The organism is Daejeonella sp. (assembly GCF_044348475.1).
GTDB lineage: Bacteria > Bacteroidota > Bacteroidia > Sphingobacteriales > Sphingobacteriaceae > Daejeonella.
On record NZ_JBIKSU010000057.1, the window covers coordinates 1 to 12685 of the forward strand.

The 12685-nt window shown below is 40.6% G+C and carries 10 protein-coding genes and 1 pseudogene; all 11 read left to right on the forward strand.

The window, feature by feature from the left end; all coding sequences use genetic code 11:
• Positions 1-188 precede the first annotated feature (188 nt).
• Positions 189-1274, forward strand: coding sequence for a Gfo/Idh/MocA family protein (locus ACIQZ6_RS09765; RefSeq protein ID WP_395810583.1), 1086 nt, complete (start codon positions 189-191; stop codon positions 1272-1274).
• Positions 1275-1316: 42 nt separating this feature from the next.
• Positions 1317-2327: a 3-hydroxyacyl-CoA dehydrogenase family protein gene (locus ACIQZ6_RS09770; protein ID WP_395810585.1), complete on the forward strand. Its 1011-nt coding sequence runs from the start codon at positions 1317-1319 to the stop codon at positions 2325-2327.
• Positions 2328-2330: 3 nt separating this feature from the next.
• Positions 2331-2972: a carbohydrate-binding family 9-like protein gene (locus ACIQZ6_RS09775; protein ID WP_395810587.1), complete on the forward strand. Its 642-nt coding sequence runs from the start codon at positions 2331-2333 to the stop codon at positions 2970-2972.
• A gap of 40 nt (positions 2973-3012) precedes the next feature.
• On the forward strand, positions 3013-3411 hold the full coding sequence (locus ACIQZ6_RS09780) for a RidA family protein (protein ID WP_395810589.1): 399 nt from the start codon (positions 3013-3015) through the stop codon (positions 3409-3411).
• A 248-nt stretch (positions 3412-3659) separates the two neighbouring features.
• The gene (locus ACIQZ6_RS09785) at positions 3660-4748 is read left to right on the forward strand and encodes a dipeptidase (RefSeq protein WP_395810591.1); all 1089 of its coding nucleotides are present in this window, start codon (positions 3660-3662) and stop codon (positions 4746-4748) included.
• Between the two features lie 34 nt (positions 4749-4782).
• Entirely contained in the window at positions 4783-5919 is a 1137-nt protein-coding gene (locus ACIQZ6_RS09790; protein WP_395810593.1) for a D-TA family PLP-dependent enzyme, read from the forward strand.
• A 108-nt stretch (positions 5920-6027) separates the two neighbouring features.
• Positions 6028-7491 (forward strand): neutral/alkaline non-lysosomal ceramidase N-terminal domain-containing protein, encoded by a 1464-nt coding sequence (locus ACIQZ6_RS09795; RefSeq protein ID WP_306550644.1) that lies wholly within the window; start codon positions 6028-6030, stop codon positions 7489-7491.
• The gene (locus ACIQZ6_RS09800; RefSeq protein WP_395810595.1) at positions 7488-9014 is read left to right on the forward strand and encodes a hypothetical protein; all 1527 of its coding nucleotides are present in this window, start codon (positions 7488-7490) and stop codon (positions 9012-9014) included. The genes ACIQZ6_RS09795 and ACIQZ6_RS09800 overlap by 4 nt, the downstream gene beginning before the upstream one ends.
• A gap of 40 nt (positions 9015-9054) precedes the next feature.
• Positions 9055-10524, forward strand: a complete 1470-nt coding sequence (locus ACIQZ6_RS09805; RefSeq protein WP_395810597.1) for a neutral/alkaline non-lysosomal ceramidase N-terminal domain-containing protein — start codon at positions 9055-9057, stop codon at positions 10522-10524.
• 143 nt (positions 10525-10667) lie between these two features.
• Entirely contained in the window at positions 10668-12074 is a 1407-nt protein-coding gene (locus ACIQZ6_RS09810; RefSeq protein WP_306550647.1) for a hypothetical protein, read from the forward strand.
• A gap of 153 nt (positions 12075-12227) precedes the next feature.
• Positions 12228-12685 (forward strand): annotated as a pseudogene (locus ACIQZ6_RS09815) (dehydrogenase); the annotation flags it as partial.

Below are 12685 nucleotides of genomic sequence, written 5' to 3' on the forward strand. Positions count from 1 at the left end.
TTACCGATGGCGCTTTCATGACTTCAAACGCCTGCCAGAATCCATCCCTAACTTATATGGCATTCACAGCAAGAGCTTGCGATTACGCCGTAAAAGAACTGAAGAAAGGTAATTTGTAAAATATAAACATGAATGGTGGCTTGGTTTTACTACTGCCAGGATCTAAGTAATAATTTAATATCGTAATTATGTCAAATCAATTAAACCCCGTACGCGTCCTGGTAATAGGTTGCGGAAACATGGGCGCATCTCACGCCATCGCTTATCATAACACTCCTGGATTTGAAATTGTAGGACTGGTATCTAGAGGTAAATCTAAGGAAGTATTGAATGCCCGAATGGGAGCTAATTACCCATTATTTGATGATATGGATTCAGCAATGGCAGCTACAAAGCCTGATGCGGTTTGTATTTCTACTTATCCGGATACACATGAACGTTTTGCCGTTAAGGCATTTGAAGCAGGCTGTCATGTATTCATTGAAAAGCCAGTGGCCGATTCAGTTGCAGGTGCTGAACGTGTAGTTGCGGCTTCAAAAAAAGCAAATAAAAAATTAGTCGTTGGATACATTTTGCGTCATCATCCATCATGGGAGAAGTTCATTGAACTTACTGGTCAGTTAGGTAAACCTTTGGTAATGAGAATGAACCTGAATCAGCAAAGTGATGGAGCTATGTGGACCCTCCACCGCAACCTCATGAGTTCTCTGAGCCCAATCGTGGATTGCGGCGTTCATTACATTGATGTAATGTGCCAAATGACACGCTCTAAGCCGGTTCAGGTTTATGCAATCGGTGCAAGATTAACCGATGAAATTCCTGCCGATAACTATAATTATGGCCAGCTACAGATCCGTTTTGAAGATGGTTCTGTGGGATGGTATGAAGCAGGCTGGGGGCCAATGGTCAGTGAAACTGCCTATTTTGTAAAGGATGTATTTGGTCCTAAAGGATCAGTATCAATTGTTGCCAAAGATGCTGGTGGTGCAGGTAAATCAGCTTCGATTGAATCGCATTCTAAAACAGAATCTATATTGTTTCATCATGCCGATCTAGATAAAGATGAGAAATTTGCCAAAAAAGATATTCTGATCAACCTAGAAGATGAGCCTGATCATCAGGAGCTTTGTAACCGCGAGCAGCGTTATTTCTTGAAGTCTATTGTAGAAAATCTCGACCTTGCCGCCCATGGAGAAGATGCTGTAAACAGTCTACGAATTGCTTTTGCTTGTGATGAGTCCGTGAAGACTGGGCAAGTGGTGTCTTTGATTTAAACAGCTAGCAATAATAAATGATCTTTTAAATTTTTATAGTTTATGTCAATTAAAACAAATGAAATTCCGGTAGGTGTTATTGGTCTGGGCCTAATGGGCTGCAGTATCACAACTTGCCTATTGATGGCAGGACACCCTGTAGTAGCTATCGCTCCAATCAGTATCGATATGACTACCGCAGAATCACGGATCCGCAAGCATTTTGTGAAAGCAAAAGAGGAGGGTATGGTTACAGAAGATCCGGAGTTCTATTTTAAGAATCTGATCATTACAGAAGACTACGCTCAACTTAAGCCTTGTAAAATTGCTATTGAATGTACTATTGAGAGTGAAGAGATCAAAAAAGTAGTCTATGCTAAGATCGAAGCCGAAATTGCTGAAGATGCATTGATGACTAGTAATACCTCTGCTATTCCAATCAGTATTCTTCAAAAGATGACCAAGCACCCCGACCGTTTTTTCGGTTTACACTGGGCAGAGCCGTCTCATACCACCCGTTTCCTTGAAGTGATTTGTGGCGATGAGAGTGATATTAAAAAAGGTGAATACTTGTATGAGCTTTCAAATTACTGGAATAAAGAAGCTACCCTGGTCAGAAAAGATATCCGTGGATTTATTGGTAATCGCTTGATGTATGCCATGTACCGCGAAGCTTTTTATCTGGTTGAAAACGGGTACGCTACCGTCGAAGACGTAGACAGAGCTTGTCGTAATAACACCGGATACTGGATGACACTCGTAGGCGTTTTTGGTTGGATGGACCTTACCGGAGTACCTGCTTACCATAATGTTATGAAAGATCTAAATCCAACACTTTGTAATGATACCGGGATGCCAAAGCTGATCGATGATATCGTGAAAGCTGGAGGAAAGGGAGTTGCTAATGGCCATGGTTTTTACAAGTACACACCAGAAGAATCTAAGCTTTGGGAAGAAACATTTGCCGATTTCAATTATGATATAAGGAAACTGGCTATGAAATATCCTTTTGATATTGTGAAACAAAAGCTTGAAAAAATGAAGGATGATGAAGATAAAGGTGACAATAGCTAAAAAATGAAAAAGCTCTACGTGCCCTATATTCATGCAGTTGACTCAATCCAAATTGGCGAGATTTCAAGTAAGCTTGATCATGTGCATCAGGAGATCATCAACAACTCACCATGGGATGCATTCCCTTATAAACCCAAGGTAGCCTTTGCTATGGCTTATGGAGACAGCAATGTATTCCTCAAGTTTTTTGTAGAAGAAAAGCATGTCAGAGCGATTTATTCCGAGCCTAATCAACCGGTTTATAAGGATAGTTGTGTGGAGTTTTTTGTTTCTTTTGGGGATGAGCCCGAGTACTATAATTTCGAGTTTAACTGCGCCGGAACCTGTCTTTTAAGTTTTGGAGAGCAGCGTGCCAATCGTGAAATGACTTCTGCAGATCTGATCAAATCGATTGCGTTTCAAAGCTCAATTAAACCGGCAACAACAAACGATGCAAACATTGGATGGGAGCTTAGCCTTGCAATACCCTTTGCAGCTTTTCAATACCATGAGCTCAGCTCTATGAAAGGCAAAAAATGCCGGGCTAATTTTTACAAATGTGGAGATGATCTCCCTGAGCCACATTTTTTAGCTTGGAACATGATCAATACTGAAGAGCCCGACTTTCATCGGCCGGAATTTTTCGGAACCTTAGAATTTAATTAATACCTAATAATCAATCATAAAAAAAATAAAAAATAAACAAATGGAAAAGACAGAAATACAACATCCGGATAAGGCAGATAAAACATTTAGTACAGGTGCATATTCTGCAGGGGTAATGGTAGCAGGCGACTGGTTATTTGTGAGCGGACAGGCTGCCGTTGATTTTACAACAAGTTCTTTCGTTTTAGGAACAATTGAAGAGGAAACGCATTTAACTATCCATAATGTAAAACGCATTTGCGAAGCGGCAGGATTTACATTGGATGATATTGTAAAATGTACCGTTCACTTAAGTGATATCAAAGATTTTGATCGTTATAATGCTGTTTATGCATCCTATTTCACCAAGGTTAAGCCTGCCCGTACCACCGTTCAATCTGGTTTAGGTCATGGTATAAAAGTGGAGATCGATGCAATCGCATTTCGCCAGGGACGGTAAATTTAGCATGAAACTCAATTCGATTGTTAATATAGGTTAACCACATAGACACATAGTCTTTTTGCTTAAATAGGAGTGAAATATAGATTTCTAAAGGAATTTCACATAGTTAGAAGCCCGGCTTCCAGGGCTATATGTTCTATGCCCTAACATATAACACACTAAAACTATGTATCTATGTGGTTTTTAATTGCGACGTAAAGAAAATTTAGCTTTTAAATGTTTCTTTTACTTTTTAGAATAAAAAAATGACTGAAGAATCTGTATTTATTTTTGACTGCCACCTTGATCTGGCAATGAATGCAATCGAGTGGAATCGTGACTTAAAAAAAACGGTCTACCAGATACGCAGCCGCGAAGAAGGAATGACCGACAAGCTCGATCGGGCAAAAGGTGTGGTCGCGCTTCCTGAACTCAGAAAGGGTAATATCGGGCTAGTGGTTGCAACCCAAATTGCGCGCTACGTAGAACCGGGAAGTGCCTTACCTGGATGGAACTCTCCAGAAATTGCTTGGGGTATTTCTCAGGCTCAGCTGGCTTGGTACCGTAGCATGGAAGATCAGGGCGAGATGGTGCAGATCACCAATTTGGAACAGATGGAGAAGCATCTGGCCCTTTGGTTTGATAAATCATTACCAGATCATACTAAGCCGGTTGGTTATATTTTAAGTCTGGAAGGTGCAGATTCCTTTGTCAATATTTCCTATCTGGAAAAAGCTTATTCCTATGGCTTGCGTGCCTGTGGTCCGGCACATTATGGTCCTGGAAGATATGCGGCGGGTACAGGCATGACTGATGGGCTGACCGCACAAGGTAAAGAGCTGGTCAAGGAAATGGATAATTTGAACATGATCCTAGATGTAACGCATTTAACGGATAAAGGTTTTGAAGAAGCATTATCGATTTTTAAAGGACCTGTTTGGGCAAGTCATCATAATTGTCGTGCTCTGGTAAATCACCAAAGGCAGTTAACAGATGATCAGATCAAAGTATTGATAGAAAGAGATGCGGTTATCGGTGGAGTTTTTGATACCTGGATGCTGACCGATAATTGGGTGCGTGGTGTGGACGATCCTAAAGAAAGAGGAATTAACCTAGAGAAAGTGGTTGATCATTATGATCATATATGTCAGATTGCTGGTAACATCAATCATATTGCTATTGGTAGTGATTTAGATGGTGCCTATGGTAAAGAACAATCTCCTTATGATCTAGAAGACATTGCTGATCTTCAGAATCTTAAAGGCATATTGAGCAGACGTGGCTATTCAAGTGCAGATATTGAACATATTTTTTATAAAAACTGGTTAAGTTTTTTAAGAAAAGCCTGGGCCTGATCATGAAATTTAAACAGAAATTATTCTTGATAACATGACAAATCATGATAATTGGTATCAGTTTCAGAACATTGATGAGGTAGATACACCGGCATTGGTTGTTTATCCTGAACGAGTGCTGGAAAATATTAAACGGTTGAAAAAGACGGTTTCCGCTGTCAACCTTCTACGTCCGCATGTAAAAACTCAAAAGAATATCGAAGCCTCAAAACTGATCATCAGTCAAGGCATCAATAAACTTAAGTGTGCAACGATTGCTGAAGCCGAAATGCTGGGTATGTGTGAGGCAAAGGATGTTTTACTAGCCTATCAGCCTTTGAAAGCAAAATTTCTGCGCCTTTTGAACGTGATGGAAGCTTATCCCAAAACAAAATACTCTTGTTTGGTTGATAATGTTCAAACGGCACAAATGATTTCTGATTTATTCAGAAGCTCATCTTTTTATGCTTCTAATAAAGAACTCAAAATGCCTGTTTGTATCGATCTGAATGTGGGCATGAACAGAACCGGTATCAAACCTGCGCTTGCGTATAATCTTTATAAAGAAATTCTGAATTTGCCATCTCTGCAGTTTATGGCTTTTCATGCATATGATGGTCATAATAGGGATATGGATGTAGTAGAAAGAGCTGCTCATTGTGACCGCGATTTTAAAGAAGCTGAACAATTACGTGATCAAATTGAGCAGGAAGGCTATGATTTCCCGCTTCTGATTGCAGGTGGTTCTCCAACATTTGCTATTCATTCTACCAGAAGAAATGTGGAATGCAGCCCTGGTACGTTTATTTTCTGGGATAAGGGTTATCATGATGCGCTGCCTGAACAAGACTTTCTCTATGCTGCTCTGGTGCTTTCACGGGTTATTTCATTGCCTGATGAAAGTAAGATCTGTATTGACCTTGGGCATAAATCTATAGCCTCTGAAAATGAGCTTTTAAAACGTGCCTACTTTCTAAATGCTCCTGAACTTAAGCCAATTGGACAAAATGAGGAACATATGATTATTGAAGTAGGTAAGGGGCATAATTATAAGATTGGCGACGTGTTATTTGCCCTTCCTATACATATTTGCCCAACGGTTGCTTTATACGATCATGCAACAGTTATTGAAAATGGTAGAGCTTCAGGTAACTGGAAAATTATTGCGCGTGACAGAAAGATTAACTATTAAATAGTTTAACAAGATAATTTTTAAAAGGCAGGTGTAAGCGCTGAATGTAAACCACTTGCGGATTAAATAAGTATTCTTTTGATGGATTGATTTTTAATACATTTAAATATGTATAACATCAAAAGAATAGTAATAGCCCTAAAAATCAGAGAAGGTTTAGTCTTTCTCTCATTGCTCTTCCCTTTTTTATCTACTGCTCAGAATACTACTTTCCGAGCTGGTGCATCAACTGCAAACATAACCCCACCCCTGGGTTCAGGTTTAGTGGGAAACTTTGGTATTCCACCTCCTGCAAATTATGTCCACGACGAATTGCATGCACGTAGCCTTGTTTTGGACGATGGCACAACAAAACTGGTTTTTGTTGTGGTAGATAATGTGGGTATTATTCGTGAAGTATTTGATGAGGCCAAACGATTGATCTTTGAAGAAACAAAAATTCCTACTGCCCAGATTCTAATATCTTCAGACCATACACATTCTGCCAGCAGTGCCAGTGGAATTGGTGAGATTAGAGGTGGATGGAATGTCGGAAGTCCTCTCGATGCTTACCAGCGCTTTCTTGTCCGCCGGATTGCGGATGGAGTGCGCATAGCAGTAAATAATCTGGAACCAGCACGCATTGGTTGGGGTGCAGGAAATGTGCCACAGCACCTTTTTAACCGCCGATGGAAAATGAAAAATCCGGTAGTCAATCCATTCGGTGGCATGGATCAGGTACAGATGAATCCGGGGATCAAAAATCCGGAGCTGCTTGAACCGGCAGGGTCAACAGATCCTCAGGTTTCCTTCATTTCGGTACAATCCCTTAAAGGTCGCCCGATTGGTTTACTTGCCAATTATTCACTTCATTATGTAGGCGGGGTACCCAAGGATCATATTTCAGCAGATTATTTTGCTGTATTTGCCGACCGTATTCAGGAATTATTAAAAGGAGATCGTCAGGATCCTCCATTTGTAGGTATTATGTCTAATGGTACATCAGGAGATGTAAACAATATCAATTTCCGTGGTCCGGCAGAAAAGCATGAACCTTATGCCAAAATGCGTATCGTTGCCAATGATGTTGCTAACGAAGTTCTACGCGTATATCAGACCATACAATACAAAGATTGGGTTCCCTTGCGTGCGGCGCAGTCGGAACTGAAATTGAAAGTTCGCAAACCTAGTCCCGAAATGCTTGCCTATGCTCAAAAGGTTATTGCAAAGCCTGAGACAGAAACGCCGGTACACCGTCTGGAGAAAACCTATGCAGAACGAACGATACAAATGAATGGATGGCCTGAGAATATTGATGTGCTCATGCAGACCTTTCGTATAGGAGAATTGGGTGTAGCAGCTATTCCTTTCGAGGTTTTTACCGAAATAGGTCTTGAAATCAAAGCAAAAAGTCCTTTCAAATCTTCCTTTACCATTGAACTAGCAAATGGTAGTTATGGGTACCTTCCTACCCCTGAACAACATCAGTTAGGAGGTTATGAAACCTGGCTAGGTACAAACAGGGTGGAAACTATTGCTTCCCGTAAAATTGTAACTGAAATTCTTAAACTTTTTAACCAGGTAAAACAATGAAGAACTTACTAACACTAATTACATCCTGTTTGGTAGCCTTATCAACTATGGCTGCAGATGGACCTAAACCGGCACCTATTTTTAAAGCTGGATTTGCTGAGCAGGATATTACACCGGATATTGGTATGGAATCGCCTGGAAATTATGGAAAAGCTTATCATAAGACCTTTCATGACCCCTGTAAAGTTCGTGCCGTCGTATTTGATGATGGACAGAAGCGTGTAGCTCTGGTTGGGATCGATTTACTATTTGTAACCCGCCATCTGGTACAGGAAGTACGTGCTGAGATTCAGAAGCGTTGCGGCATCTTACCGGCTGATGTGATGATTGGCGCATCTCACTCACATTCATCTGGGCCGATTGGGATGGGCGAACCTGGAGATTTTGACAAAGCCTCACCAATGGTGAAAGATCTTGTTAATAATAACTCTATCGTATCTAATCCCGGATATACACAAGTCCTTAAAAAACAGATTGTTGATGCGGTTGTGCTTGCAAATGGAAATCGTGTAGATGCAAAGCTTGCCGTTGGGAATGGGCATGAAGATAAAGTTTCGTACAACCGTCGTATGCGGATGAAGAACGGAATGAGTTACTCACACCCGGGGGCAGGAAATCCTGATATTATTGATTACGCAGGGCCAATTGATCCGCAGGTCGGCACCGTTGGTGTATGGGATTTAAAAGGGAATTTGTTGGGCACTGTGGTTAATTTTGCATGTCATGCCACTACCAGTCCGGGTGGTATTTCAGCTAGTTGGATTGGATCCATGGAAAGGACAATACGCGGGGCAACTGGCAATGCAGCATTGCCGGTGGTTTTTATGCAGGGTGCTTGTGGGGATATTACTCAGGTTGATAACCTGACTAAATTTCAAAATCCAGGGGCTGAAGAATGGTGGGATATTGTTGGAGGCCGCGTGGGTGCAGAGGCTTATAAAACCCTTCTTTTAATTCGTCGTGGTGCAGGAAGTGAAATTCCGCTTGATAGTAGGCAGCGGGTCTGGACGGTTAAGCGTCGTATCCCAACTGCTGAAAAAGTTCAGAATGCAATGGAACTGGTAAAGGCAGGTTCCGAGAAATCGGGTACTACTGAATGGATTTTTGCAAAAGAGATTCTTGTATTGGATGCAATCATAAAAGCCAGACCATTAGTGGAAGTTGAAGTACAAGCCATACAGGTTGGCCCGATGGTATTCGTATCGAATCCTGCAGAATATTTTGTTCAGTACCAATTGGATATCAAGGCAGGAAGCAAATTTCCATTCACTTTTGTGGTTGAACTTGCCAATGGTATAACAGGTTATGTTCCAACTGAAGAAGCATTAGGCCCTAATGGTGGAGGTTATGAGACCCGTCTCACTTCATACAGTAACCTGGAGGTTTCTGCCGGAAGACAGTTTGCCAATACAGGTATTGAATTGGCCAATCAAATGATACCCGGTAAAGTGCCGTTGCCACCGCCACCGCCACCATTTAAAGCACCGTGGGCATATGGTAACCTACCGCCGGAATTGAAGTGACAAAGCGCAACAATCGTAAAGACATTTTAAACCGGTTCAAATGACAAAAAAATATCTTATTTCATCTACTTTCTTCTTGCTTCTGTTGATGAAATCGATACTGTTATCTGCAAGTTCATCATTTCAGACTGGTGAATTTAAGCTTGGTGCCGCAAAAACCGGGATGACTCCTCCTAAGGGGAGCATAATTGGAGACTCTTATGGTATCAGAGTCTCTGAAGGGGTGCATGATGAGCTTTATATTAAAACATTAGTTTTTGAACAGGCTGGAAAAAGGGTTGCATTTATTACCCTTGATGTAATCAGTTTGCCACACTTGCTGGTGATGAAGAGCAGAGCATTAATTCATAAACAAACAGGGATTGCAGTTAACAATATTATACTGAATGCTACTCATCTACATGCAGGACCGCAAATGAACCCCCTTTTTTGGGATGTTGTGGGAGGCTCAGCAAAGTTAAAAAGTCAGGAATTTGCTCATAAGCTGCCTGAACTTATTTTGGAGAGTGTAAAATCGGCAATTTCAAAAATTCAGCCGGTTCATGTTTCAATTGGAAATGTACAAGAGACCTCCATCAGTTTCAATCGGCGCTTTTTGATGAAAGACGGCACTTTCAAAACGAATCCCGGAAAATTGAACCCAAATATAGTGAGGCCTGCCGGGCCAATTGACCCTTCATTGTCAATGGTTTATTTTGAATCTCTTGATAAGAAGCCTGTAGCTATTTTGGTTAATTTCGCTCTGCATGTTGCAGTTGTTGGAGGCAATAATTTCTCATCAGATTTTCCCGGCGTGATGTCAAATTTGATTGGGAAGGTAAAAGGCGAAGAAGTAGTGACCGTTTTTACAAATGGAACTTCGGGAAATATCAATCATATTGATGTTTCAAATTCTAATCAGTTAAGCGGATTTGACGAGTCAGAACGTATTGGAACTATTCTGGCTGACCGAGTTCTTAATGCCCTCAATTCATTGCGTCCAATTCCAATTACATCCTTAAAAGCTACAATTCAAGCGGTTAATTTGCCGGTTTTCAAAGTTGTTGAAAAGCTTGAAATGATTTGGGCAAAGGATGTGATCTCAAAATTTGGAAAGCCAAAAGGCTCCGGATTTGCTGATGTAGTTAGTGCATGGAGAATTCTTGATCTGGTAAAATATCAGGGGGGACTTGATACGAGGCATAACTCAACTACAACAGTACCGCTAACAGATGACGGTTCAGCACTTGAATCCGAAGTTTCTGTAATAGCTTTTGGCGATCAAATCGCTCTGGTTGGCTTTCCTGGAGATGCTTTTGTAGAACTGGGTCTTGGTATAAAACTAAACTCACCTTTTCCATTTACAATCGTGAGTGAACAATCTGGAAATGGAACAATAAGCTATATGCCAAATAAAAAAGCATTCCCTGAAGGTCAATATGAGGTTAATAGTGCGAGGTATAGATCAGGAGGTGGCGAATCTTTGGTTGATGCTGCACTTGAGACTTTGATTTCAATATTTTACCATTAGATTGTTAGTTGTAATGAATTTTAAATCAGAAACACAACTTTAAATTATAAGAAATGAAAAAATCCGCAGTCCTTTTTAAATCCCAGTATCTAATTTTGTTTTCCATCAATAGGAATTATTTTTTGATGCTAATTGTGCTGATTATGACAACCTTTTCAGCCAATGCCCAGGATGCTTCCCGAAAAATTTTCAGAGCCGGTGCTGCTACTAGTAATATCACCCCGAAAATTGGAACATCCATTAATGGAAATATGAAGGATGGTACTGTCAAACAAATTCATGACGAAACACATGCTCGCTGTATTGTATTGGATGATGGAAATACCAAATTGGCCATACTTACTGTAGATCTTTGTATGATTTATAGGCAGGAATTGGATGCAGCTAAACTCAGGGCAAATGAATTAACCGGTATTCCTGTAGAAAACATGATGATATCCGCTATTCATACTCATTCAGGCGGGACAGCTTGTTCGGTCTTTCAAAGCGATCCCGATCCGGAATATCTGAAATTCCTTAGGGAAAGAATTGCTGATGCGGTAGTAAGAGCAAAAAATAACCTTGTGCCTGCACAAATTGGCTGGGCTGTAGGTAATGAACCAAGCCAGGTATTTAATCGCCGCTGGAAAATGAAACCAGGCAAGCCATTAATGAATCCATTTGGTACAGAAGATCAGGTAAAGATGAATCCGGGTATAGGTAATCCAGATCGCCTGGAGCCATCCGGTCCTACAGATCCGGAACTTCCAATTATATCTGTACAAAGTACGGAAGGCAGACCGATAGCCTTACTTGCAAATTACTCCTTACATTATGTAGGAGGAACTGGCCCAGGTGAAATATCTGCCGATTACTTTGGAATGTTTGCAGAGCGGATGAAAGGATTACTTGAGTCGGATAATGAAGGGTTTCCTCCATTTGTGGCCATGCTGTCTAATGGGACAAGTGGTAATATTAATAATATCAATTGGTTTGCAAATGAAGCCCCTCCGGCCATGCCGCCATACGCTAAAATGCGTCAGGTAGCTAATGTTGTAGCTGCCGAAGCTTATAAAACGGTTCAAACTATCCGGTATCAGGATTGGATTTCTTTAAGTTCTGCACAAACAGAAATTAATTTAGGGGTACGATTACCTAAAATGGAAGAAATTGAGCGCGCAAAAGGGATCATCGCTAAAGCAAATGGACCGGTTATGAATACAATGGAAGAGATTTATGCCCGCGAGACGATGTTGATCAAGGATTTTCCAAAACAAGTACCTTTAATTATTCAGGCTTTCCGTGTGGGAGATCTTGCAATTGCTGCCCTTCCTTGTGAAGTATTTGTTGAAATTGGATTAGATATCAAAGCAAAAAGCCCTTTCAAACCAACATTTACAACTTCCTTGGCTAATGGTTACAATGGCTATTTGCCTACTCCAGACCATCATAAATTAGGTGGATATGAAACATGGAGAGCCCGGTCGAGCTATCTGGAGGTGGATGCATCTACCAAAATCAGTACTGTTCTTTTTGGTCTGCTGAAAAAACTTAAAAATGAACAACCTTAAATTTTAAGTATTGATTTAAAAAAATGTTAATTTATTGGTTTAAGCAGTTGATAAAATAGTATATTTCTACTTTGAAAAAGTACTATCGTGTTATGCATTAAGCATTTATATTTAATTAGGGAATTTTCTACTACTATTTAATTTAACAAGTTTATGAACCTATTTTATTTAAAACGATATCTGATTTTTGGCTTGTTATTTATAGCATTTGCACTTACAATAGCTGCTCTTCAACCCGATCCGCGTTCTGCCCGGTTGAAAAAAGCGCTGGATAGTTTCCAGATTGAGCCCGGAATGCGCATCGACCTGATCGCTTCTGAACCTCTAGTAATTGATCCTGTGGCCTTGGTATTCGATGAAGATCGGCAGATGTATGTGGTTGAAGATCGTGGATATCCTGATCCTGCAGAAGGAGGAGCACCCACTCGTCTTGGACGTATCGCACTTTTAAAAGATACCAATGGTGATGGGAAATACGATAAGCGAACTAAATTTGCCACTGACTTAACTTATCCCAATGGGATACTTCCCTGGAAAGGAGGAGTGTTTGTTACCTGTTCGCCAGATTTATTTTATCTGAAAGATACCAATGGTGACGGTGTTGCAGATAT

Bases quoted from the DNA above. Each gene is read 5' to 3' on its own strand.
- ACIQZ6_RS09800 (WP_395810595.1), top strand. From the start codon at position 7,488: ATGAAGAACTTACTAACACTAATTACATCCTGTTTGGTAGCCTTATCA.
- ACIQZ6_RS09770 (WP_395810585.1), top strand. From the start codon at position 1,317: ATGTCAATTAAAACAAATGAAATTCCGGTAGGTGTTATTGGTCTGGGC.
- ACIQZ6_RS09795 (WP_306550644.1), top strand. From the start codon at position 6,028: ATGTATAACATCAAAAGAATAGTAATAGCCCTAAAAATCAGAGAAGGT.
- ACIQZ6_RS09790 (WP_395810593.1), top strand. From the start codon at position 4,783: ATGACAAATCATGATAATTGGTATCAGTTTCAGAACATTGATGAGGTA.
- ACIQZ6_RS09785 (WP_395810591.1), top strand. From the start codon at position 3,660: ATGACTGAAGAATCTGTATTTATTTTTGACTGCCACCTTGATCTGGCA.
- ACIQZ6_RS09805 (WP_395810597.1), top strand. From the start codon at position 9,055: ATGACAAAAAAATATCTTATTTCATCTACTTTCTTCTTGCTTCTGTTG.
- ACIQZ6_RS09775 (WP_395810587.1), top strand. From the start codon at position 2,331: ATGAAAAAGCTCTACGTGCCCTATATTCATGCAGTTGACTCAATCCAA.
- ACIQZ6_RS09780 (WP_395810589.1), top strand. From the start codon at position 3,013: ATGGAAAAGACAGAAATACAACATCCGGATAAGGCAGATAAAACATTT.
- ACIQZ6_RS09765 (WP_395810583.1), top strand. From the start codon at position 189: ATGTCAAATCAATTAAACCCCGTACGCGTCCTGGTAATAGGTTGCGGA.
- ACIQZ6_RS09810 (WP_306550647.1), top strand. From the start codon at position 10,668: ATGACAACCTTTTCAGCCAATGCCCAGGATGCTTCCCGAAAAATTTTC.